Annotated in this window: 21 protein-coding genes; 11 read left to right on the top strand and 10 right to left on the bottom strand. The window is 61.4% G+C overall.

Annotation, left to right across the window (positions count from 1 at the left end; translation table 11 throughout):
- Positions 1–8 precede the first annotated feature (8 nt).
- From kdpB to B2J77_RS13145, 4 genes are read left to right on the top strand one after another with little or no spacing between them, the layout of a single operon-like run.
- Positions 9–2,063: a potassium-transporting ATPase subunit KdpB gene (gene kdpB / locus B2J77_RS13160; protein WP_078478816.1), complete on the top strand. Its 2,055-nt coding sequence runs from the start codon at positions 9–11 to the stop codon at positions 2,061–2,063.
- A gap of 10 nt (positions 2,064–2,073) precedes the next feature.
- On the top strand, positions 2,074–2,640 hold the full coding sequence (gene kdpC / locus B2J77_RS13155) for a potassium-transporting ATPase subunit KdpC (protein ID WP_078478815.1): 567 nt from the start codon (positions 2,074–2,076) through the stop codon (positions 2,638–2,640).
- 22 nt (positions 2,641–2,662) lie between these two features.
- Positions 2,663–5,317, top strand: a complete 2,655-nt coding sequence (locus B2J77_RS13150; protein WP_078478814.1) for a sensor histidine kinase — start codon at positions 2,663–2,665, stop codon at positions 5,315–5,317.
- Entirely contained in the window at positions 5,314–6,009 is a 696-nt protein-coding gene (locus B2J77_RS13145) for a response regulator (RefSeq protein ID WP_078478813.1), read from the top strand. Before B2J77_RS13150 ends, B2J77_RS13145 begins: the two co-directional genes overlap by 4 nt.
- A 10-nt stretch (positions 6,010–6,019) precedes the next feature.
- Here B2J77_RS13145 and B2J77_RS13140 read toward each other — a convergent pair whose 3' ends face one another.
- Both B2J77_RS13140 and B2J77_RS13130 read right to left on the bottom strand, forming a co-directional pair.
- Entirely contained in the window at positions 6,020–6,925 is a 906-nt protein-coding gene (locus tag B2J77_RS13140) for a LysR family transcriptional regulator (protein WP_078478812.1), read from the bottom strand.
- Positions 6,926–7,387: 462 nt separating this feature from the next.
- A protein-coding gene (locus tag B2J77_RS13130) for an IS3 family transposase (RefSeq protein ID WP_416231880.1) occupies positions 7,388–8,913 on the bottom strand; the annotation gives its coding sequence in 2 pieces (ribosomal slippage) (positions 7,388–8,454 and positions 8,454–8,913; 1,527 coding nt in all).
- A 445-nt stretch (positions 8,914–9,358) separates the two neighbouring features.
- Here B2J77_RS13130 and B2J77_RS21525 point away from each other — a divergent pair.
- From B2J77_RS21525 to B2J77_RS13110, 4 genes are all read left to right on the top strand, one after another.
- A complete protein-coding gene (locus B2J77_RS21525) occupies positions 9,359–9,508 on the top strand; it encodes a hypothetical protein (RefSeq protein ID WP_194286083.1) in 150 nt (49 codons plus the stop codon).
- A gap of 468 nt (positions 9,509–9,976) precedes the next feature.
- Entirely contained in the window at positions 9,977–10,381 is a 405-nt protein-coding gene (locus tag B2J77_RS13120; protein WP_023534004.1) for a TraR/DksA family transcriptional regulator, read from the top strand.
- A gap of 459 nt (positions 10,382–10,840) precedes the next feature.
- A complete protein-coding gene (locus tag B2J77_RS13115) occupies positions 10,841–11,311 on the top strand; it encodes a hypothetical protein (RefSeq protein ID WP_078478810.1) in 471 nt (156 codons plus the stop codon).
- Complete coding sequence (locus B2J77_RS13110) at positions 11,308–11,526, top strand: hypothetical protein (RefSeq protein ID WP_058639761.1); 219 nt, start codon at positions 11,308–11,310, stop codon at positions 11,524–11,526. Before B2J77_RS13115 ends, B2J77_RS13110 begins: the two co-directional genes overlap by 4 nt.
- Before the next feature lie 6 nt (positions 11,527–11,532).
- On the opposite strand, the gene B2J77_RS13105 is transcribed toward B2J77_RS13110, so the two are convergent.
- The 7 genes from B2J77_RS13105 to B2J77_RS13075 form a co-directional block, all read right to left on the bottom strand.
- Positions 11,533–11,898 carry a Na+/H+ antiporter subunit G gene (locus B2J77_RS13105; RefSeq protein WP_058639762.1) on the bottom strand — a complete coding sequence of 122 codons (366 nt, stop codon included), beginning with the start codon at positions 11,896–11,898 and terminating at the stop codon, positions 11,533–11,535.
- On the bottom strand, positions 11,895–12,173 hold the full coding sequence (locus B2J77_RS13100; protein ID WP_058605988.1) for a K+/H+ antiporter subunit F: 279 nt from the start codon (positions 12,171–12,173) through the stop codon (positions 11,895–11,897). The genes B2J77_RS13105 and B2J77_RS13100 overlap by 4 nt, the downstream gene beginning before the upstream one ends.
- Entirely contained in the window at positions 12,170–12,658 is a 489-nt protein-coding gene (locus B2J77_RS13095) for a Na+/H+ antiporter subunit E (protein ID WP_058605987.1), read from the bottom strand. Before B2J77_RS13095 ends, B2J77_RS13100 begins: the two co-directional genes overlap by 4 nt.
- The gene (locus B2J77_RS13090) at positions 12,655–14,334 is read right to left on the bottom strand and encodes a monovalent cation/H+ antiporter subunit D (RefSeq protein ID WP_078478808.1); all 1,680 of its coding nucleotides are present in this window, start codon (positions 14,332–14,334) and stop codon (positions 12,655–12,657) included. The genes B2J77_RS13095 and B2J77_RS13090 overlap by 4 nt, the downstream gene beginning before the upstream one ends.
- Positions 14,331–14,675: a Na+/H+ antiporter subunit C gene (locus B2J77_RS13085; RefSeq protein WP_023534014.1), complete on the bottom strand. Its 345-nt coding sequence runs from the start codon at positions 14,673–14,675 to the stop codon at positions 14,331–14,333. The genes B2J77_RS13090 and B2J77_RS13085 overlap by 4 nt, the downstream gene beginning before the upstream one ends.
- Positions 14,675–17,590, bottom strand: a complete 2,916-nt coding sequence (locus tag B2J77_RS13080) for a monovalent cation/H+ antiporter subunit A (protein ID WP_058639764.1) — start codon at positions 17,588–17,590, stop codon at positions 14,675–14,677. The genes B2J77_RS13085 and B2J77_RS13080 overlap by 1 nt, the downstream gene beginning before the upstream one ends.
- Before the next feature lie 143 nt (positions 17,591–17,733).
- Positions 17,734–18,681 carry a DMT family transporter gene (locus B2J77_RS13075; RefSeq protein ID WP_078478807.1) on the bottom strand — a complete coding sequence of 316 codons (948 nt, stop codon included), beginning with the start codon at positions 18,679–18,681 and terminating at the stop codon, positions 17,734–17,736.
- Between the two features lie 83 nt (positions 18,682–18,764).
- Between B2J77_RS13075 and B2J77_RS13070 the strand changes: the two genes are divergently transcribed.
- The gene (locus B2J77_RS13070) at positions 18,765–19,328 is read left to right on the top strand and encodes a helix-turn-helix domain-containing protein (RefSeq protein WP_058605983.1); all 564 of its coding nucleotides are present in this window, start codon (positions 18,765–18,767) and stop codon (positions 19,326–19,328) included.
- An 8-nt stretch (positions 19,329–19,336) separates the two neighbouring features.
- Here the strand turns inward: B2J77_RS13070 and B2J77_RS13065 are convergent, their stop codons facing one another.
- Positions 19,337–19,900 (bottom strand): cysteine hydrolase family protein, encoded by a 564-nt coding sequence (locus B2J77_RS13065; protein WP_078478806.1) that lies wholly within the window; start codon positions 19,898–19,900, stop codon positions 19,337–19,339.
- An 82-nt stretch (positions 19,901–19,982) separates the two neighbouring features.
- Here B2J77_RS13065 and B2J77_RS13060 point away from each other — a divergent pair, with 82 nt between their 5' ends.
- Positions 19,983–21,017 (top strand): GlxA family transcriptional regulator, encoded by a 1,035-nt coding sequence (locus tag B2J77_RS13060; protein ID WP_078478805.1) that lies wholly within the window; start codon positions 19,983–19,985, stop codon positions 21,015–21,017.
- Positions 21,018–21,069: 52 nt separating this feature from the next.
- Complete coding sequence (locus B2J77_RS13055) at positions 21,070–21,426, top strand: hypothetical protein (RefSeq protein ID WP_078478804.1); 357 nt, start codon at positions 21,070–21,072, stop codon at positions 21,424–21,426.
- The last annotated feature ends 2 nt before the right edge of the window (positions 21,427–21,428 follow it).

Below are 21,428 nucleotides of genomic sequence, written 5' to 3'. Positions count from 1 at the left end.
AGATGACCATGAACATGCCCATTCCAGAGATCAAGGCCCAACCAGACGCAGCAGCCCAGACGCGGCTGGCCGCGCTGTGGCGGCCAGCGTTGCTGCAGGCGTTGCTCAAGCTCGATCCACGTCAACTCAAACGCTCACCGGTCATGCTGGTGGTGGCCATTACGGCCTTACTGACCACCGTGCTGTGCCTGGCCCCGGCCAATGGCGTCACCCCAGGCGTTGCGGTGCAGATCGCAGCCTGGCTGTGGTTCACCGTGCTGTTCGCCAACTTCGCCGAGGCCCTGGCCGAAGGCCGGGGTAAAGCCCGGGCCGACAGCCTCAAAGCCGGCAGCCAGGGGCTCTCGGCCAGGCGTCGCAATCCGGATGGCAGCTTCGACAACGTGCCGGCTGTATCCCTGCGCAAGGGTGATGTAGTCCGGGTGGAGGCTGGCGAGATGATCCCCGCCGACGCCGAGGTGATAGAAGGTATCGCTGCCGTCAACGAGGCAGCCATCACCGGGGAATCTGCGCCCGTCATTCGGGAGTCAGGCGGCGATCGTTCGGCGGTGACCGGCAATACCCGTCTGGTGTCGGACTGGCTGCTGATCCGCATCGCCAGCAACCCCGGTGACTCCACCCTGGACCGTATGATCGCCCTGGTCGAGGGCGCGCGCCGGCAGAAAACGCCCAACGAGATCGCCCTGGACATGCTGTTGATCGGCCTGACCCTGGTGTTTCTGATTGTGGTGGTGACCCTGCAACCCTTTGCTCACTTCGCTGGGGGCAGCTTGCCGCTGATTTTTCTGGCCGCGTTGCTCGTCACACTCATTCCCACCACCATCGGCGGCTTGCTCTCTGCCATCGGCATCGCCGGCATGGACCGCCTTGTGCGCCTCAACGTCATCGCACGTTCAGGGCGCGCCGTGGAAGCCGCAGGCGACGTGCACACCTTGATGCTGGACAAGACCGGTACCATCACCTTCGGTAACCGCCGCTGCAGCGCACTGTACGCCGCGCCCGGTGTGACCGCCCGTGAGCTGGGGGAGGGGGCCTTGCTGGCTTCGCTGGCCGATGACACGGCAGAGGGCAAGTCGATCGTCGAGTACCTGCACCAGCTTCATGATTTCGTCGAACCGGCGGCCGGGCACTACCAACCGGTAGCCTTCACGGCCCAGACACGCCTGTCTGGTATCGACCTGGGGCCACGTCGTTATCGAAAAGGCGCCGTCGATGCGCTCCTTGCCTTCGTCGAGATGCAGCGCGCGGACATGCCGACAGCCCTTGCCCGAGAGGTAGAGCGCATTGCCCAGTCAGGCGGTACGCCGTTGCTGGTGTGCCTCGACAAGCGTCTGCTGGGCGTGATTCACCTCAAGGATGTGGTCAAGCCTGGCATTCGCGAACGCTTTGCCGAACTGCGCAAGCTGGGTATCAGGACCGTCATGGTCACTGGCGACAACCCGCTCACGGCAGCCGCCATCGCGGCCGAAGCGGGCGTGGATGATGTGTTGGCAGAGGCAACACCGGAGAAAAAACTGGCGCGCATTCGCCAGGAGCAGCAAGACGGCCGTCTGGTGGCCATGTGCGGCGATGGTGCCAACGACGCGCCAGCTCTGGCCCAGGCGGATGTGGGTATGGCCATGAACGATGGCACCCAGGCTGCACGGGAGGCGGCCAACATGGTCGATCTGGACAGCGACCCGACCAAACTGTTGGACGTGGTGCAGGTTGGCAAGGCGCTGCTCATCACCCGTGGGGCGTTGACGACCTTTTCCATCGCCAACGACGTGGCCAAGTACTTCGCCATCCTGCCAGCGTTGTTCGCGGTGATTTATCCGCAGCTGGGGGTGCTCAACGTCATGCAGCTGGCAAGCCCGCAGAGCGCGATCCTGTCGGCCATCGTGTTCAACGCACTGATTATCGTCGTGCTCATTCCGTTGGCCTTGCGTGGGGTGCAGGTACAGGCTGCCAGTGCTGCGCAGCTGCTCAGGCGCAACCTGCTGATCTACGGGCTGGGCGGCATCATCGTACCGTTCGCCGGCATCAAGGTCATCGACCTGCTGCTCAACGCCTTGCACCTGGTCTGAGGAGGCCATCATGACTGCATACCTACGCCCGGCTCTGAGCCTGGTTCTGTCGATGACCTTCCTGACAGGTGCGCTGTACCCCCTGGCAGTCACCGGTATTGCCCAGGTGGCGTTCCCCTACCAAGCCAATGGTAGCCTGGTGCAAGACGAGCAGGGTCGCGTGCGCGGCTCTGCCTTGATCGCCCAGCGCTTCGAGGGTGACGGTTGGTTTCATTCCCGTCCCTCGGCAGGTGATTTCGCGACCGTGGCCAGCAGCGCCAGCAACCTTGCCCCTGGCAACCCAGCCTTGATGCAGCGTGTTCAGGCACAGGCAGCCGCGCTGCACCAGCCAGAGCAGGGGCCGGTCCCACTGGCGCTGGTCACAACCTCGGGCAGTGGGCTGGACCCACACCTGCCGCCGCTGGCCGTGGCCTATCAGTTGCCACGGGTAGCCGCCGCCCGACATCTACCCATCGAACGCTTGCAGGGTCTGCTCGAAGCCGCCACGCTGCGCCCATTGGTGGGCCCTGCGGTGGTCAACGTCCTGGCCCTGAACCAGGCAATGGAAAGGATGAGCCGTTCGGGCCAGGGCCTGTGACCCTTGCTGTGAAGGAAACCCCATGAGTGATTCCGACCGCGCCGATGCGCTGCTGGCAGATTTCCCAAAGCCGGGGCGAGGGCGGCTGAAGGTGTTTCTTGGCGCCGCGCCCGGTGTCGGCAAGACCTTCGCCATGCTCACCCATGCCCATGCCCAGCAGCGCATGGGCCGCCAAGTGCTGGTAGGCGTGGTCGAAACCCACGGGCGTGCCGAAACCGAAGCCCTGTTGGCGGGCCTGCCCCAGCAACCGCTGTTGCGCACCCGTTACCGGGGCGTGACCCTGCACGAAATGGACCTGGATGGGGTGCTCAGTACCCCGGGCAGCCTTGTGCTGGTGGACGAACTGGCTCACAGCAACGCGCCGGGCAGCCGCCACGCCAAGCGCTGGCAGGATGTGCAGGAACTGCTAGCCGCTGGTATCGACGTCTACACCACAGTCAATGTCCAGCATCTGGAGAGCCTCAACGACAAAGTGCGCGACATCACCGGTGTTTTGGTGCGTGAAACGGTGCCGGACTGGGTGGTACACGAAGCGTTCGACCTGTTGCTGGTGGACCTGCCGCCACGCGACCTGCTCGAACGGCTGCGCGAAGGCAAGGTGTACGTGCCTGAGCAAGCGAGGGCGGCCATCGACGCATTCTTTTCCCAGCGCAACCTCAGCGCGCTGCGGGAACTGGCCATGCAGGCCGCTGCCGCCCAGGTCGATACCGACGCCGCCCAGGGCTATCGCCAGGGCGGCACTGCAGCGCCAGCGCTGCGCGGGCGCTTGCTGGTCGGGGTAGATGGCGACGACCAGGCTGAGCGCCTGGTGCGTCATGCCAGCCGCGTGGCGCAGCGTCGGCACTTGCCCTGGAGCCTGGTCCACGTGGACAACGGGCGCCTGCACGACGAGAACGGGCGCCAGCGAATACAAGCCGCCCAGCAACTGGCCGAGCGCCTGGGTGGGGAGGTGGTCGTGCTGCGCGCTGCGGAGGTGGCTCGTACGCTGATCGAGCATGCCCGCGAGCGGCGTGCCAGCCTGGTACTGGTAGGGCAGTCCCGTGACCGGTGGCGCCGCCGACTGTTCGGCGCCGGTGTCGCTGCACGGCTGCTGCGGGGCAGTCATGGTCTGGAGGTCAATGTGCTCGATCGCGACGTCCAGCGCTCGGCACCCAAGCCCGCAGCCCGATATGTGTGGGCATGGCGACATTACCTGTTGGCGCTGGCCGCGACCGTCCTGGCGGCGGGCCTGGCCTGGGCGGTGACCAGCGTGCTGGCGTTGCCCAACATCTCCCTGGTGTTTCTGGCAGCGGTGCTGCTGGTGGCAGTGCGCACCAGCCTTGGGCCCGCCCTGGCTTGTGCGATGCTGTCCTTCCTGGCGTACGATTATCTGTTCATTGCGCCCAACTTTTCCCTGAGTATCCAGCGCGAAGAGGACGTGCTGACCCTGGTGTTTTTCCTGCTGATGGCCGCGCTCACGGGTAACCTTGCCGCGCGCCAGCGCAGTCAGTTGCAGGCCCTGCGTGAAACCCAGGCGCAAACCATCCAGTTGCTGGACCTGTCTCGCCGCCTGACCGGAGCCACGGACCGTCAGGCGGTGCTGGAGGCTGCGCACCAGCACCTCGATGGCCGGCTTGGCTTGCAGGTCTGCATCCTGCAGCGCGACGAGCATGGCCAACTGCACGTAGCCAGCGGCGACCCCACTTCTTTTACCGACAACGAGCGCGCAGCGGCGCAGTGGGCCTGGCAGCACGATCAGGCGGCCGGATTTGGTAGCGATACACTGCCCGAAGGGCGTTGGTGGTGGTGGCCCTTGACCGTGGACAGCCAGCCTTTGGCCTTGATGGGCGTGGCTCAGTGCGCAGGCCAGGCGCTCAGTGGCCCCGAGCGGCGATTGCTGCGTGGCTTGGCGCAGCCAGTGGCCCAGGCCCTGGCCCGGGCACAGCTGTCCGAGCAGTTGGAGGCGGCGCGTCTGCACGGCGAGACCGAACAGCTGCGCAGTGCATTGCTGGCCTCCGTATCCCACGACTTGCGCACGCCGCTCACGTCCATGCGCGGCAGCATCGACAGCTTGCTGGCGTTGGGCGAGGCCATTGCCGAATCGGACCGACGTGAGCTGCTTGAAGGCACCCGCGACGAAGCCGAGCGGTTGGACCGCTATATCCAGAACCTGCTGGACATGACCCGCTTGGGGCACGGCAGTCTCAAACTGGCCCGCGACTGGGTAGCGCCTGCCGACATCGTGGGCAGCGCGCTGCATCGACTGCGGGCCGTGCTGGCACCCCTGAACCTCGATACCCAGGTGCCGGCCAACTTGCCACTGCTGTTCGTGCATGCCGCGTTGATCGAACAGGCCCTGGTCAACGTGCTTGAGAACGCCGCACGGTTTTCGCCTGCTCAGGGGCGCCTGCGTGTCGAGGTGACGGTGCACGACCAGCAGCTGCATATCGCCGTCAGCGATGAAGGCCCTGGCATCGCCCTGGCGGACCGGGACAAGGTCTTCGACATGTTCTACACCGCTGCACGCGGTGATCGCGGTGGCCAGGGCACGGGCCTGGGCTTGGCGATCTGCCAGGGCATGGTCGGGGCCCATGGCGGTCAGGTCAGGGTTGGCGAGGGCACAGATGGTGTTGGCACCTGCATGACCTTATGCTTGCCGCTGCCTACCCAACCGGACACCGGAAGCGACGTGCCATGAGCCAGACCGCCACCTTGCTGGTCATCGATGACGAGCCTCAGATCCGCAAATTCCTGCGCATCAGCCTGGCTTCTCAGGGCTATAAAGTCCTTGAAGCGGAGAACGGCACCCAGGGGCTGGCGCAGGCTGCCTTGGGTAAGCCTGACCTGGTGGTCCTCGACCTTGGCCTGCCGGACATGGACGGGCAGCAGGTGCTGCGCGAACTGCGCCAGTGGAGCACGGTGCCGGTGATGGTCTTGTCGGTACGCGCCAGCGAAGTACAGAAGGTCGACGCCCTGGACGCCGGCGCCAATGACTATGTGACCAAGCCGTTTGGCATTCAGGAGTTTCTTGCACGCGTTCGTGCCCTGCTCAGGCAGGTGCCGCAGAGGGGCAGCGCGCCGGCCTGCGTCAGTATCGGGCCGCTGACCGTCGATCTTGCCTTGCGACGCGTGACCCTGGAAGACGCCGATGTGACTTTGACCCGCAAGGAATATGCCCTATTGGCGCAACTTGCGAGCCATCCCGGGCGCGTCATCACTCAGCAGCAACTGCTCAAGGACATCTGGGGGCCAACCCATGTGGGTGACACGCATTATTTGCGCATCGTGGTCGGGCACCTGCGGCAGAAGCTTGGCGATGACCCGATGGCGCCGCGCTTCATCGCCACCGAGGCAGGGGTAGGGTACCGATTGCTCGCCCCGGTGCAGTGAGCGGCCTGGCTCAGGCCCTGGGCGGGTCCTTTTCGAATAGCTTGTGGACGCTGTCCAGGTAGTGCCGTGCGCCGAGGCCCAAGGGTCGAGGCTTGATCCAGATGATGTCCACCCACAGGCGCAGGCGACTGGCCATGTTGTCAAAGCGCACCTCAGCCAGCGCGCCCGAGGCGATGAGCGGCTCGACCAGGGGCTGCGGCAGATAGGCCCAGCCAAGGCCTGAGTGCACCAGCTCCAGTGTGGCCAGGTAGCTATCGGTCAGCCAGATGCGCCGGGACAGCACCATGCGCGGGTCGGAGCCGGTGGGGTTGCCGGAGGCGACGATGATCTGCCGCTGTTCGGCGAAGGTCTCTTCGGGCAGGGGCAAGGCGCCCTGCATGCCGGCGGGGTGACGGGGGGAGGCGACTGCCACCAGTAGCTGACTGCCGGCTTCGAGAAACGACTCACGCTCATCGATACCTGGGCGTTCGAAGACCAGTGCCAGTTGCACGGTGCCGTCATGCAGCAAGCGGATGGCCTCGCGCTGGCTGGCCGAGCGCACCTCCACTTCCAGGCCAGGAAAGGCCTGCGCCAAGGCGTGTAGTGGTTGGCTCCAGGGCCCTGTTTGCAGTTCGGGTGCCATGGCGATGGTCAGGCGTTTTTCCAACCCTTGATGCAGTTGCAGGGCCTGAGCATCGAGCAGGTTCAGCTGGCAGATCACCTGCCTGGCCTGCGACTCCAGCGCCAGCGCTGCGCTGGTGGGTAAGGCTTTGCGGGTGGTACGGTCGAACAGCGGCAGGTCCAGTTCTGCCTCCAGTTGCGCGATGGCCATGCTGATCGCGGATGGCACCCGGCCCAGCTTGCGCGCTGCAGCGGAAAAAGACCCGGCCTCCAGCACGGCCAGGAAGATCGTCAAGGAGTCACTGGTGAAGGCCATGCGGGTGCCTGCTGATGAGCCGATTGGGTGGGGCGAGGGTAATGCTGGGGCGGGGGGATTGCTACCGCCTACCGGGCCTTCAATGCCCATCTATTAGATTCGTCCTGGAACTGGAGCTACAGTTTAAGCCCAAGATGCCGTTGCCGTTGCCGTTGCCGTTGCCGTTGCCGTTGCCGTTGCCGTTGCCGTTGCTTTGGCTTTTGCTTCTAAGCGCGCGGTAGCTCAGGCGCCGCAGATCGCGACTTCAGGAGGCTGAGCGCAGGGCTTGCGGAGGGAGGTGACAGGCATGGATGCCTGTCAAGCGCTGGGCCCCAGGATGGGGCCTACAGCGCGGTCCTCCCGGGAGCAAGCCCGGAGTGAGGGAACCCCGGAGCGCAGCGTAGGGGCCGGATGATAGGAGCAGGCGATTTTTGCTCACTTTTTGACAAGACGGTATGTGTCAAGGTAGTTGTCGTGTCTTGCCTAACCGACTTGCTGCTGGGCGTCTCGCTCACGATTCAGATACACATGGTCAGGCAGCTTCCAGCTGCGGATTCCTCGAGCCCAGCGCTCTGGACTCCCACGCTGAGCCACCGTGTAGACCTGTTCACGCTGCTTCAGCGCAGCAGCATCCTGCCTCCCATGTCGCTGCGCAGGAGTGACGTATTTAAGCGCGCTATGGCGGTGTTCATTGTTGTACCAGGCAGCAAACTCCATGACCCATACCCGAGCCTCGTCCAGTGATTCAAACGGCAGGCCTGGCCATCGCGAGCAGTACTTGGCCGTACGGAACAAGGCTTCGGCATAGGCGTTATCGTTGCTGACCCGCGGGCGGCTAAACGATGGCAGCACACCCAGATCACGCAGAGCGGCCAGCATTGTCGCGCCTTTCATGGCGCTGCCATTGTCTGAATGAAGCACCAATGTTTCCGGGCGGATTGCTTCACGCAGACAGGCACGTTCCAGCAAGACGCTGGCATGTTCAGCGCTCTCTGCCTCATGCACCTCATTCATGACCAGCTTGCGGCTGTAGATATCTTTGACCATGTACCAGTAGAAGTAACGGCCTTTGACTGTGCTGGGCAGCCAGGTGATATCCCAGCACCAAACCTGGTTCGGGCCGTCTGCCCTGTGCGTGGTGAGCGGCCTGGCTTGGGGCTTTCTGCCGCGTCCACGCCGATGTGCCTGGCCTGCTGACTTGAGCACTCGATAAAAGGTGGATTCTGAGGCCAAGTAAAGGCCTTCATCTGCCAACTTCGGCACGATTTCATGTGGAGTGAGGCCTGCACAGTCAGGACGATTGGCTGCTGCCAGAACCGCCAGCCGCTCCTGCTCGCTCAGTTTGTTGGCCGGCGTTGGGCGACTCGTTTCAGGCCGCCGGTCTTTAGGTTGGTTGCGCCACCGCTGCAAGGTGCGCTCGGTGATGCCCAGCTCTGTGCAGGCTGCACGCTGACGAGCGCCTGACTCGATAGCCGCATCGATCAACTCAAGGGCAGTGGTGCGATCTGCGGCGCTGGTCATTCGTCCTCGCCCTTGCCCCAGATCGCATTGGCCTTTTTTCGCAGCACCAACAACGCTGCCGTTTCTGCCAAAGCCTTTTCTTTGCGCCGCAGCTCACGCTCCAATTGCTCGATACGCTTGACCGAAGCAATATCTTTGGCGGGTTCCTGCTGGGTAGGCGTATTGGCTTGCTCACACGCTGCACGCCACAACACCAAGTCCGCCGGCACAATGCCTGCGGTACGGCAGTATGCCGAAATCTCTGCCTCGCTCATTGCGGCTGTCTGGAGCACTGCCCTGAACTTGTCAGCGCTGCTCCAGCGCCCGTTGCGCTTACCTGTTCCTGCCATCTGTGCTCCCTGGGTCTTGGCTTCGTTACGCCAAGTCCTGAGTGTGACAGCAGTGATGCCCGTTTGCTTGGCCAGCTCTACGACCGTACGGCTGATCGGGGCCGACATTTGCTCCAGCGCCCAGGCTTTTTCCTCAGCGGTGTAACGTCGTTGCTTCATGAGACAGTCCTCGCCCTCCATCTATTGCACGGGGCGACAACTATCCTGACATGGAGGGAAGACAAAAAGTGAGCCGCCGTAAGGGCGGAAAGGTGACTGTGCGCCACCCGCGGCAATGAATACCAACTTGCTGTGCGCGCCCACGCTTTCAAGTTTCAAGTTTCAAGTTTCAAGTTTCAAGTTTCAAGTTTCAAGTTTTAAGTTTGATTGCGTTGGCGTGGGTATTGAAAGAGAGCATAGTCCATTTGCGATGGCGACGCTTAGTCACCTTTTCGCCATTACGGCGAGTCACTTTTTGTCAAACGCGACAAAAAGTAACCAAAAAACGCTGTGCTCCATTCATACGGCCCCTACGCTGCGCTTCGGGGTTCCCTCACTCCGGTCTTGCTCCCGGGAGGACCGCGCTGCAGGCCCCATCCTGGGGCCCAGCGCTTGACAGGCATCCATGCCTGTCACCTCCCTCCGCAAGCCCTGCGTTCGGCCTCCTGAAGTCGCGAAGATCAAAAGCCAGATCAAAAGCCAAAGCAAGAGCAAGAGCAAGAGCAAGAGCAAGAGCAAGAGCAAGAGCAAGAGCAAGAGCAAGAGCAGGAATTAGCTATATATGTTGAGCTGGAGTTTAAAGAAGTTTGCGATGCGCTCAGTAGCTGCTGCCTCGTACCTATTTATTACAGTGAATCTTTTAATGTGTATATGTTTAAAGCTCCCTCTGTAGGAGCGGGCTTGTCCCGCGATGGAGTGCGAAGCGCTCCCCTATAGCGTTATCGAGGTTCCAAGGCATCATAATTTTCAACGTTACTCCTGCATTGCAGTAAACATGCCGCCGAATCTACCCGCACTGCTCAAACTCGCGCTTATACCTTCAAATGCAAGCACCGGCCGGCGGATCGTAAGCAGCGAATGCCAACGCCACCCCATTTTGCTGTTGCTCAAGGCGACGCTGCGCCTTAGACTGCCGCCCCTTGTTAAAGAGTGCCGACTGGCGCTCGAAAAATTTCCGCTGCCGATGCCAAAGCATCAGCGGCAAACGAATCGCCCAAATGCACCTATTTTCATAGAGAAATCGATGACCAAGGAACAGTTGCTGGCCATGCCGGCCGATGACTACATGAACGCTGAACAGCTGAGCTTCTTCACTCAGCTGCTGCAAGCGATGAAAGTCGAGACCCATGAACGCATCGAGCTGAGCCGTGCCACCATCGAAGGCCTGGATACCCCCTCGGATCCTGCCGATGTGGCATCGGTCGAAGAAGAGCGTAGCTGGCTGGTGAATGCCATCGATCGCGATCAGCGCCTGCTCCCGCAACTGGAGATGGCGCTTGACCGTATTGCCGACGAGAGCTTCGGCTGGTGCGACGACAGCGGTGAACCAATTGGTCTTAAGCGCTTGCTGATCAGTCCAACCACCAAGTACTGCATCGAAGCACAAGAGCGCCACGAGCAGCTTGATCGCCATCAGCGTCAGGCCTGAGCCGGTCAGGTTGCCAAGCCCCATGGAGCGATTCGTGGGGCTTTTTGCATTTCGCAAATCAAGCCGCAACGACCCATGCAATTTGCCCGGAGCAGTTGCGCAATAACCGGCAAGCCTGTTAAAACAGGGCGTCTCTCATGGATTTCACTGTCTTCGGATATCCCCACCGACAACAGTGTGCGAGTCGCCATCAGGCGCCAAGACCACGCACCCATCCGGAATCGCATTTTCATGGACGTGCAATGTCAGACGTTACGCCGGTAGCGCTTGGGCATTGCCCAAGGGTATGCAAGCGACAGCAACGCCGGCCGTTAGAGTGAAAAATCCTGCACGCTGCATCGTCAGCGGGCACAGACATGTCGCCCAGCGTTTTATTAATCTCATTGCCTATCGATTTGAAATGGCCGTGCTTCGCGAGCTCCTGCGAGGGCGGGTTGTAAACGGTTGAGGATTACTTCATTGGCAGTCAGCACTCTTGATACACACGCGTTGTTCGCCCTTGGCGATTTGCGTGGGAAACTGGCCCAGTTGTTCCAGGGTCGATTCGTCTATGTCACCGAGCAAAACCCTGATGGCCTCTACATGGCCGAGATCGACACGCAAAATGCGCTTGTGGTTGATGACAAGCAGCGCCTTGAATTGAAAGTCGGCGACCATTTTCGTGCCGCCGTGCTGCCCAGCCGCGAAGGCGGCAAGCTGGAAATGCGTTTTCGCGACATCAAGCTCAATGTCTACGGCGTTGGCGACTACGCGTTCGTATCGGTTCAGGAAGGCGAGGGGATCGTATTGCGGGAAGGCCATAGCGTGATGCTGGTGTTTGCCGCCGAGCAGCAAATTCAGGAAGGGCTAGGCAAGCTGTTGAAGGCTGTAACCGGCAAGGTTGCGAAATGGCGCAAGGGTGTGCTGACGACGTTCAAGGCAAGCGAGTGACGCTGCCAGCGCAAGCGCCTGGATCACGGGAACACTATCACCGTGAGCACCAGGCGCGCGCCATGGCCGAGGCGCAGCGGCTGCTCGCAGCACGTGAAGCGGTGGGCGGGCGATGGTTGGGTTGGGTAGCCGCCGAGTTGTATACCCAGGGCCCGCCCCATTACGTGGCCATGGTCAGGCGAGCACTGCAGCGGCTGAGTAAGCAGCCAGGCTAAGCGCGGTCAGTTACCACGATCCAGGCCGCTGCTGACCTCCTCGGGTACCGGCTCTTTGGCCTGACGCTTGCGAAACAGCCCTGCGCGGGCCAGTAACAAGGTAGTCACTGGCACCGTGATCGATAGCAGCACGGGAATCAGCCATGCATGCAGCACCAGCGACTCCTTCAACCACGAAAAATAGATAATCGAGCCAAGCGCGACGCACCAGGCCCCTATGGTCGAGGCCAGCGCCGGGGGATGCATGCGTTGGAAATAGTCTTTCAGGCGCAGTAGGCCAATCGCACCGATCAGCGCAAAAAGGCTACCAGCTACCAGCAGTATGGCTGTGATCATTTCGAGCCAGAACGGTAGATTGAGTGTCTCGGTCATTCGATCACCTCTCCACGCAGCAGGAACTTGGCCAAGGCGAAGGAGCCCACGAAGCCAAACAACGCAATGAGCAACGCCCCTTCGAAATACGTGTCACTGGCATACCTGATGCCCAGCACCAGCATGGTCAGCATTGCTAGAATGTACAGGTAATCTAGAGCCAAAACCCTGTCTTGAGCCGAAGGCCCTCGGAATAGCCGAAGCAGGGTTAGGCACATAGCCAGCGCAAAGATGAACAAGCTGACAAGAACAGCGTTGGCGAGCAGTCCACTCATTGAAAAATCTCCATCAAGGGACGCTCATAGACGTCCTTGAAATGCTGGACGAACGCCGCTTCATCATCCAGATCGAATACGTGCAGCAGTAGCACGCTACGGTCCAGGGCCAGTTCCGACCAGATGGTTCCAGGGATCACCGTCGTGATCATGGACAGCGCTGCAAGCCCATGGGGTTCACGCAGGTCCAGGGGGATATGAACGAAGACTGAGCGTGGCGGCCGCGCCCCAGCACCCAGCACGCCGCGAGCGACCTGCAGATTGGACAGGATGACGTCCACGCCAACCCGGCCTATCAGCTTGACGATGACCAGGGGGCGTCGGACATGGGCATGTTGCGGCCGCAAGGGTGCCATCAGCAGCGGAGCCAGTATCCCTAGTACGGCGGCGAGGATGAGGTTACCCGGACTCAGCGACAGGTTGAGCAACAGCCACAGGCCGAACAGGCATGCCGATAGCAGAGGAGCGGGAAATAGTCGGCTCATGGCTGCCCCTGAACGTCGAGCGAGGTAGGACCAGGTTTTGGCTGCGCTGCCATGACTGCATCGATGTAGGCATCAGGCGCCTGAAGGCTGGCAGCTGTGTCCAGGCTGTAGCGCAGCAGCGGCTCGGCCTTGAAGCTGAGCAGCATGCACAGGCCCAGCAGGATCACGATCGGAAGGCATTCAAAACGCCTGAGCACTGGAGAGGGTCGCTCTTCGGGTTTCCAGAAACGTTGGATGCCAACGCGTCCGAATGCGATCAGCGATGCCATTCCCGACAGTACAAGCAGGGCCACAAGGCCCCAGCCAGCGGCACCGAGGGTGTATTGGCTCGGAACGCCCAAGCCGTTGGGGTTGAACAAGGCACTGATGAGGTTGAGCTTGGCGACGAAGCCTGAAAGGGGTGGCATGCCGATGATCAACAAGGCGCAGGCGATGAAGCTCAAGCCCAGGAATGCCATGGTCCAAGGAATGACCTGACCGATGACGGCCTTCTGGTCATCATCGAGGTTGATCCCTTTTGGAGGGTGAAGTGATTCCAGTAAGGCCGGCATGGCGTCTTCTTCCTCGTCCAATGGCAACTCATTGGCAGATCGCGAGCGCTCGATGAGTTCGGCCAACAGGAACAATGCGCACAAGGCCAGGGTAGAATTCACGAGGTAGAACAGCGCGGCTCCAGTCAATGCCAATTGCGCAAAGCCCACCGCCCCCAGCAAGGTGCCAGCCGATACCAGGATACTCAACGCCGCCATGCGTTCCAGGCGCTGCGCTGCCAAGATCGACACCGCTGCCATGGCCAGGGTCGCCAAGCCTCCGTAGACCAGCCAATCTCCCCCGAAGTGTGCCGATGCCCCTGCTTGCCCGGAGAAGAGCAGCGTCCACACTCGCAGCACCGCATACAGCCCCACCTTGGTCATGATTGCAAAGAGGGCAGCCACGGGCGCGCTGGCAGACGCATAGGCTGGTACCAGCCAGAAGTTCAGGGGCCAGATGCCCGCTTTGACCAGGAACGCCATGGCCAGAATCGCTGCGCCTGCATGCAGCAGGCCGCGGTCGGCCTCGGGTACCAGCGGAATCTTCAGGGCAAGGTCCGCAAGGCTCAGCGTACCGGTCACGCCATACAGCATTGCCGCGCCAATCAGGAACAACGAGGAGGCGAAAAGGTTGACGGCGATGTAGTGCAGGCCGGCTCGCACACGTGCGCGGCCGGATCCGTGCAGCAGAAGGCCGTATGAAGCTGCCAACAGTACTTCGAAGAACACGAACAGATTGAACAGGTCTGCCGTCAGGAATGCGCCGTACAGGCCCATCAGCTGAATCTGGAACAGCGCATGAAAACTTGCACCGGCGCCATCCCAGCGTGCCCGTGCGAACAGCAGGGCGCTTAGCCCGATGACGCCGGTCAGGGTCAGCATCAGCGCCGACAGGTGGTCCACCACCAGCACGATGCCAAACGGGGCTGGCCAGTTGCCCGGCAGGTAGACGCCGATCGATTCTGCCTGGCCCTGGGTACGGACCCAAAGCAGCAGGCTGATGGCAATGCCAAGACCGGCGAAGGTCGACAGCAGGTTCAGCCGTGCCTTGATCAATCGACGCTTTTCGCCCAGCAGCAACATGACTGCCGCTGTAATCAACGGCAGCAGGATAGGGGCAACGATCAGTTGGCTCATGCCGCTCATTCCTCACGCTCCCGGCCATCTACGTGGTCGGTGCCGGTCAGGCCGCGCGATGCCAGCAGTACCACGAGAAACAGGGCGGTCATGGCGAAGCTGATGACGATTGCCGTGAGTACCAAGGCCTGTGGCAGCGGATCGGTGTAGTGCAACAGGTCCTGGGTAACGCCTTCCTTGATGATGGGCTCCTTGCCGATGAACAGGCTGCCCATGCTGAAAATGAAGAGGTTGACCCCATAGGAAAGCAGGCACAAGCCCATGATCACCTGGTATGTGCGAGGGCGCAGCACCAACCAGACTCCGGAGGCAGCAAGCACGCCAATGGCCACTGCGATCACTTCTTCCATCAGGCGGCTCCTGCTTTACGGGTCTTGCCTGGACTGGCCGGGCGATAGGCACGTACCGACTGGTGGGCCAGGGCCGTGAGTATCAAAAGGGTCGATCCGACGACCACGGTGAACACACCGACGTCGAAGAACAATGCGCTTGCCAGATGGATGTCTCCGAGCAGAGGAAGATGCAGGTGCGCCGTATGGGTGGTCAGGAACGGGTAACCGAGCACGATGGCGCCGCCACCGGTCAAGGTTGCACAGAGCAGACCGGTGCCCATCCAGCGCAAGGGCCGCAGGCGCATCTGCGCTTCGACCCACTGGGTGCCTGCGACCATGTATTGGAGAATGAACGCCACCGAAGTCACCAACCCGGCGACGAAGCCGCCGCCCGGCTGATTATGACCACGCATGAACAGGTACATCGATACCAGCAGCGCGATAGGCAGCAACAGGCGCACCAGCACGGCGGGCACCATCATGAAGCCCAGAGCGGTATCGGCAGCATGGCGCGGGTTGATCAGGTCGGTGACGACATCAGGTGCCAGTTGGCGCTGCTGGGTCGGCAATTGCATGCTTTCCTTGGGTGGGCGGAAGCGACGCAGAAGCGCGAAAACGGTCAACCCCACCGCGACCAGCACGGTGATTTCGCCCAGGGTATCGAAGCCGCGGAAATCCACCAGCATCACGTTGACCACATTGGTGCCACCACCTTGGGGCAGCGCACGGCTCAGGTAGAACGAAGAGATGTCATTAGGCGTAGGGCGGGTCAGCATGGCGTAGGACAGCACGGCCATGCCGGCACCCACCAGCACCGCCAGTAGCAGGTCGCGCAGGCGACGCACGCGGGCGCGGTCGAACCTGCCAGGCAGAGGGGATACACCCTCGATACGACGTGGAAGCCAACGCAGGCCAAGAAGGATCAGGACAGTGGTCACCACTTCGACGACCAACTGGGTCAGGGCAAGATCAGGTGCGGAAAACCACACAAACGTGATACAGGTCATCAAGCCGCACACACTGACCATGGTCAGGGCCGCCAGGCGGTGGTACTTGGCTTGGTAGGCCGCGCCGATCGCGCAGGCAATGGCGATCATCCAGAGTGCGACGAACACCCCTGAACCTGGGATCTTCGGCCGCTCGCCCCAAGTCAGGCCACTGTGGAGCATGGGTGTCAGGCCCGCGAGGAAGGCGGCCACCACCAGCATGAACAACTGCGCCTGCAGGCGCCGGCTGGTAAGCAGGTGCTCGATACGTCGCGCCATCAGCATCAACTGCACCTGGCCATACTCAAAGAGACGCTTGCCATCGAATCGGCCCATCACGGGAGGGCAGGGGAAGCGGCCACGTCGCAGTTGCTTGCGCAACAGCAGGTACAGGACCACGCCACCACTCATGGCCACCAGGCTCATGATCAAGGGTGCATTCCAGCCGTGCCAGATGGCCAGGCTGTACTCGGGTAGCGTACCCCCTACCACCGGCAGTGCCGCAGCGGCTAGCAAGGGGCCTACGGACTGGGCGGGGAAAATGCCGACCACCAGGCATGTCAGCACCAGCAGCTCGACCGGCGCGCGCATCCAGCGCGGGGGTTCGTGGGGTGTATGCGGCAGGTCCTGGGCAGTGGGGCCGAAAAACACATCGACCGTGAAGCGCAGCGCATAGGCCACGCTGAATGTGCCGGCCAGGGTGGCGATCACCGGAAGCATGGCCTCGACCCAGGCGCTGGAGGTGATGAACACGGTTTCGGCGAAGAACATTTCCTTGGACAGGAAGCCGTTCATTAGCGGCACCCCCGCCATGGAGGCGCTGGCGACCATGGCTAGGGTGGCCGTGTAGGGAACCAGTCGGACCAAGCCGCTCAGGCGCCGGATGTCACGCGTACCACTTTCGTGGTCGATAATGCCGGCGGCCATGAACAGCGATGCCTTGAAGGTCGCGTGATTGAGAATGTGAAAGACCGCCGCCACGGCGGCCAACGAGCTGTTCAGCCCCAACAACAGCGTGATGAGGCCCAGGTGGCTGATAGTCGAATAGGCCAGAAGGCCCTTGAGGTCATTCTGGAACATCGCTGCGAAGGCACCGAGCAGTAGCGTCAGCGCGCCAGCACCACCGACTATCCAGAACCATTCGTCGGTGCCCGACAGCACTGGCCATAGGCGCGCCAGCAAAAATACGCCGGCCTTGACCATGGTTGCCGAGTGCAGGTACGCCGACACCGGCGTGGGCGCCGCCATGGCATGGGGCAGCCAGAAGTGGAAGGGAAATTGCGCGCTCTTGCTCAGGGCGCCGATCAGGATAAGCGGCAACAGCACTGGGTAAAGTGCGTGCTGGCGTATGGTGTCACCTGCAGCCAGGACCTTGTCCAGGTCGTAGCTGCCCACCACATGGCCGAGCAGCAGCGCCCCTACCAGCAGGCACAAGCCACCGGCACCAGTGACCATCAGCGCCATGTAGGCGCCACGGCGCGCGTCGGCCCGGTGATGCCAGTAGCCAATCAAGAGGAAGGAGAAGAGGCTGGTGAGCTCCCAGAAAAACACCAGTTGCAGAACGTTGCCCGACAACACCAGCCCGAGCATGGCGCCCATGAATGCAAGGAAGAAGGCAAAGAATCGCGGCACTGGGTCTTGTGGCGACATGTAGTAGCGCGCGTACAGAGACACCAACGTACCGATGCCCAGCACCAGCAGTGAGAACAGCCAAGCAAAGCCGTCCATGCGCAGTACGAAGTTGAGCCCAAGGCTAGGTAGCCACAGGAATTCTTCACGAATGACCCCACCGTGGGCCACCTGTGGATAGAGAAGTGCTACCTGGACGGTGCCGACCAAGGCCACGAGCCCGGCGAGTATGGACTCGGCGTTACGTGCGTTGTGCGGCAGCGCGGCTGCCAGCAAACTGCCCACGAACGGCAGAAGCAATAGCACTATCAAAGACATAGAGTTCTATTCTGAGAGGTTTTCCAAGGATCATACGTGCCGAACGGGTCATCGACCAACACACAACCTGTCGCAGAATCCTACAAAAGGGCTGTGACAGGCTGTTTTTTTATAACAGTTTTTTACAGAGGATAGTCGGAGCTTTAGAGACCGGTCTTGAGTTGACGTTCATTCTGTGCAAGTTCAGTACCAGCAGATTCTGGCCTGCGGCGCACGCGCAACTCGCTGATGACCACGGCGATGACGATCAGCAGGCCGCCCAACAATGCCAACCCTGGCAGGCGCTCTCCCGCTAGCCGTCCGACGAGGCCGGCCCACACTGGCTCACCGGCATAGATCAACGTGGCCCGGGTGGGTGATACCGATTTTTGTGCCCAGTTCATCGCCACCTGGATGATCGCGCTCATCAGACCCAAGCCAATCGCACTGCTCAGCAAAAGCCAAGAGAAATCGGGTACCGATTCCTGGGTAGGCAGCATCACCATGAATGCCAGTGCCGAGGCCGTTGCCAGTTGCACCACAGTAACGCGGCGAACGTCGACGCGCCCGGCAAAGCGGCTGATCAGAATGATTTCGCCGGCGATGGCGACGGCGCTCACCAATGTCACTACCTCGCCTTCGCTCATGTGCAGGCTACCGGCCTGCGGCCCGGCGAGCAGGACCAACCCAACGAATGCCAGGCCGATCCCAAGGCTGGGCATCAGGCCCGGGCGCCGACCCAGCACCAGCCACTGCAGTAAGGGTACGAAGGGCACGTAGAGCGCCGTGATGAACGCCGACTGGCTGCTGCTGATCGTCTGCAGGCCCATGGTCTGCAGGCCGTAGCCCAACATGATCAATACGCCAATCGACAGGCCTGCCTTGAATTCGACAAGGGTTAACCCTGGCAAGGCGCGGGCCGAGACCATGCCGACGAACAGGGCAGCCGCGGCGAAGCGCAAGCCCACGAAAAACATGGGGCCACTGACGGCCATCACGTTGTGCACCAGCAGGAATGTACCGCCCCATAACATGGTGATGAACACCAGTACCCACTCGGCTTTGCTAAGACGGAACGAAAAGGTGGGACGTTGCGGGCGTGACTTATTCATGCGGTTGCAGGCTCGTAGGACAGGGCGCACAATCGGCGCAAAGTGGGCAGTATACTGCGCAATAACTAGGGGTGAGCAATATAGTGCACAACGACGCCTCGCATCGTGCTTCGGTGCTGCAACACGTGAGCTTGAATGTTCGCAGTCTGCGCAACGCTGCTGGCATCAGCCAGGCAACCTTGGCCGAGCGTTCAGGTGTCAGCCGTCGCATGCTGGTGGCGATTGAGGCTGGCGAGAAAAATGTCAGCCTCACCACGCTCGACCTCATCGCCGAGGCACTCGGGGTGGCGTTCAGCACATTGATCCAGGCGCCTGACCAGCGTAACCCTGGTCGTATCGAAGAGCTGGCCTGGGCGGGTGAGCATCCGCAAAGCCGGGCCATCCTGCTGGCAAGCAGCATGGCCCGTCGCGAAGTTGAGCTGTGGGAATGGACGCTGGCGGTCGGCGAACACTATCGCAGCGAGGCAGATGCCGAAGGCTGGAGCGAGCAGATCTACGTGGTCGAAGGTGTACTAACGCTGATTATCGAGGGTGTCGAGCACCGACTCGAGCAGGGACGCTTTCACGTATTCGCCAGCAATTGCCGTTACGCCTATCGCAACGATGGCGCGGTCGCAGTGAAGTTTGTACGCAATGTAGTGATCTAAAGTGGCGATCAGGCGTGGCCAGCAGCCTCTTGGAGCAATGCATCGGTGCTGCGCACCGATGCATAGGCGAACGCCAGTGCAGCCATCGATGCCTCATGCACCTGTGCAGCAGGTACCCTTTTGCCGTTGAACTCCAGGGCCAGCGTGGCGCAGGCATCATGGGCGACCGTGACTTCGTACCCGAGGTCAGCTGCTGCGCGCACCGCTGCATCGATGCACATGTGGCTCATGCTGCCCACGACGGTCAGCGACCTGATGCCCTGGCGTTCGAGCGTCGGCGCAAGATCGGTCGAGAGAAAAGCGTTGACCTTGTGTTTGAGAATCACAGTCTCTCCAGGCATCGGCTGAACACTTGGGTGAATGGCTGCGCCCGAAGTGCCTGGAGCAAAAAAGGGGGCGTCGGCGCTGTCGAACTCGTGGCGTACATGCACGATGAGGTCGTTCGCGTCGCGGGCAGCCTGGAGCAGGCGGGCCGCATTTTCAGCGGCGCGCTCGACACCTTCCAGAGGCCATTTGCCGCCTGCGAAATAGTCATTCTGGATGTCGATGATGATCAGTGCGTGAGTGTTCATGTTGCCTCCGGGGGTAGTGGTTTTGACTGTTGCTTAGTTATAGGCTGTCGCGTGATAGGGGTGAATCGGCGCGAAAGACACTATGCGGGGCAAAACTGACATGGCTCGTTTTATCGAGATTGGCCTGCTTCGCTATCCCGATGCGCAGGAGGCAGCGATCCACGGCCTGCACGACCTGTTCGACGTGGCTAACCGTATGGCTGACGGGTTGGGTGCGGCCCAAGCGCCTCGTGTGCGTATCAGCGTATGGGGTGTGGGTGCAGAGGAAGAACTGCTGCCTGAGGCTCCTTCAGGGGATGACAGTGATGCGAGACTGCGTGTTCTGATCATCCCGCCAAGTTTGCACGCCGTTCCCCACGATGCCTGCCTGGCTCGCCATCGCTCGGCTTTGTGCCGATTGCACCAGGAAGGCACCGTTCTGGCCTCGGTGTGCATCGGGGTTTTCTTCATAGCCGACTGCGGTCTGCTGGATGGACGCACCGCATGCGCCCATCGCAATCATGTGCAGCTACTGAAGGCGCGTTACCCGCACCTCAGGGCTGAGGCTCAACAGGTGTTGCTCGACGACGGCGATATCGTCAGCTCCGCTGGCCTGATGGCCTGGACCAGTCTGGGCCTGAGTTTGGTGCAGCGATTTATGGGCAATACCGTTGCCGCTGAAACTGCGAACTTTCTGGCGGTAGATCCGATACCTGCCGCTTTGCCCGGCACTTGCCTCAACCCGTTGCTTGATCATGGCGATGAAGCGGTCCTGAAGGTACAGCACTGGTTGCAGGCTACGGGCGCGCGGACGGCGGGCCTCGCAGCAATGGCAGCGTGCGCCAGCCTGGAGCCGCGCACGTTTTTGAGGCGATTTCGCTTGGCTACAGGCTTGCGCCCCACCGAGTACTGTCAGCAGATCAGAGTATGCCGGGCAGCACGTTTGCTTGAGTTCACACGCAGGACAGTCGACCAGATCGCTTGGGATGTCGGTTATCGCGACCCCGGTGCGTTTCGCAAGGTATTTCAGCGCGCCACAGGCATCACCCCCAGTGCATTTCGACGGCAGGGCGTGACTTCAATGCCTGAGGATCGGGGTGCATGGCGTAGCGACCCTCTTGACCTCGAGATTGGTTGAGGTTTTAACCTTCCGGGCATTGCGATGTGTATCCCCTGTCAGGAGGTTGTCGATGTCAGGAAGTGTCTCAGCCATTTGGTACAACCAGATGATCGAATATCGGGTCGCCGTCGTCTTTCAGCAAGCATTGGCCCAGGCATTGATGCAGCGCAGTGAGTCACTGGCAGCGCGCTTTGAAGACCTCCGGGCGGTCAGCGTTCAGGTGAGCGAAGATGGCAATTGTCTGCTTCAGTCGCTGCAGTGGACCAACCGGGAAGCCTGTGAGGCGGCTGTCGAGCAAGTGCTGGACGGTTCGTTTCTGGGTCTCCTCCAGCAGTATCACGCCAGCGCCGTGAACTTTGCTGCTTTCACGGCCCTGCGGTGTCTGGCTCGCCATCCAGACGGAGCGTTGTACTGTCAGGTGGAGTGAGC

It is taken from the genome of Pseudomonas parafulva (genome assembly GCF_002021815.1).
GTDB classification, from domain to species: Bacteria; Pseudomonadota; Gammaproteobacteria; order Pseudomonadales; family Pseudomonadaceae; genus Aquipseudomonas; species Aquipseudomonas parafulva_B.
This window is presented reverse-complemented; position numbering and strand designations above follow the sequence as displayed.

Excerpts from the sequence above, each read along its gene's own strand:
- B2J77_RS13140 (WP_078478812.1), bottom strand. The coding sequence starts at position 6,925 with ATGGCCTTCACCAGTGACTCCTTGACGATCTTCCTGGCCGTGCTGGAG.
- B2J77_RS13100 (WP_058605988.1), bottom strand. The coding sequence starts at position 12,173 with ATGAGTGGACTGCTCGCCAACGCTGTTCTTGTCAGCTTGTTCATCTTT.
- B2J77_RS13120 (WP_023534004.1), top strand. The coding sequence starts at position 9,977 with ATGACCAAGGAACAGTTGCTGGCCATGCCGGCCGATGACTACATGAAC.
- kdpB (WP_078478816.1), top strand. The coding sequence starts at position 9 with ATGAACATGCCCATTCCAGAGATCAAGGCCCAACCAGACGCAGCAGCC.
- B2J77_RS13145 (WP_078478813.1), top strand. The coding sequence starts at position 5,314 with ATGAGCCAGACCGCCACCTTGCTGGTCATCGATGACGAGCCTCAGATC.
- B2J77_RS13105 (WP_058639762.1), bottom strand. The coding sequence starts at position 11,898 with ATGACCGAGACACTCAATCTACCGTTCTGGCTCGAAATGATCACAGCC.
- B2J77_RS13090 (WP_078478808.1), bottom strand. The coding sequence starts at position 14,334 with ATGAGCGGCATGAGCCAACTGATCGTTGCCCCTATCCTGCTGCCGTTG.
- B2J77_RS21525 (WP_194286083.1), top strand. The coding sequence starts at position 9,359 with ATGCCTGTCACCTCCCTCCGCAAGCCCTGCGTTCGGCCTCCTGAAGTC.
- kdpC (WP_078478815.1), top strand. The coding sequence starts at position 2,074 with ATGACTGCATACCTACGCCCGGCTCTGAGCCTGGTTCTGTCGATGACC.
- B2J77_RS13150 (WP_078478814.1), top strand. The coding sequence starts at position 2,663 with ATGAGTGATTCCGACCGCGCCGATGCGCTGCTGGCAGATTTCCCAAAG.
- B2J77_RS13080 (WP_058639764.1), bottom strand. The coding sequence starts at position 17,590 with ATGTCTTTGATAGTGCTATTGCTTCTGCCGTTCGTGGGCAGTTTGCTG.
- B2J77_RS13065 (WP_078478806.1), bottom strand. The coding sequence starts at position 19,900 with ATGAACACTCACGCACTGATCATCATCGACATCCAGAATGACTATTTC.
- B2J77_RS13085 (WP_023534014.1), bottom strand. The coding sequence starts at position 14,675 with ATGGAAGAAGTGATCGCAGTGGCCATTGGCGTGCTTGCTGCCTCCGGA.
- B2J77_RS13060 (WP_078478805.1), top strand. The coding sequence starts at position 19,983 with ATGCGGGGCAAAACTGACATGGCTCGTTTTATCGAGATTGGCCTGCTT.
- B2J77_RS13095 (WP_058605987.1), bottom strand. The coding sequence starts at position 12,658 with ATGAGCCGACTATTTCCCGCTCCTCTGCTATCGGCATGCCTGTTCGGC.
- B2J77_RS13055 (WP_078478804.1), top strand. The coding sequence starts at position 21,070 with ATGTCAGGAAGTGTCTCAGCCATTTGGTACAACCAGATGATCGAATAT.
- B2J77_RS13075 (WP_078478807.1), bottom strand. The coding sequence starts at position 18,681 with ATGAATAAGTCACGCCCGCAACGTCCCACCTTTTCGTTCCGTCTTAGC.